1 protein-coding gene is annotated in these 283 nt (G+C 50.5%); it reads right to left on the bottom strand.

Going from position 1 to position 283, the window contains the following annotated elements; translation table 11 throughout:
* Positions 1 to 214, bottom strand: a 214-nt coding sequence (locus tag LZP73_RS20825; protein ID WP_442800788.1) for a substrate-binding domain-containing protein, incomplete at its 3' end; no start/stop codon positions are given.
* Positions 215 to 283 lie beyond the last annotated feature (69 nt).

Genomic DNA, 283 nt, shown 5'->3' with positions numbered 1-283 from the left:
ACCCGAGGTCAACAGTGTTGTGGTTGTGATCGTTATTCTTAATTTTGCTCAGCAACATTTGGGCGGCCATCCGACCAATATCAAAACGGGGAGTAATTACGCTGGCGAGGCTTGGGATCATTTGCCTGCCAATCTCCAGCCCATGAAAACCCGCAATGGAAATTTGTTCTGGCACGGCGAGGTTTCGCTCGCGGCACAGCAGAAGCGCACCCATCGCAATATCGTCATTGGTGCAAAATACACCGTCTAAATCCGGGTTTGCGCTAAGGGCATCACGCATTAA

This window comes from Shewanella sp. AS16 (assembly GCF_021412365.1).
Taxonomy (GTDB): Bacteria; Pseudomonadota; Gammaproteobacteria; order Enterobacterales; family Shewanellaceae; genus Shewanella; species Shewanella salipaludis.
The sequence above is the reverse complement of the archived record's forward strand: the minus strand, read 5'-3'. Positions and strand labels throughout refer to the sequence as shown.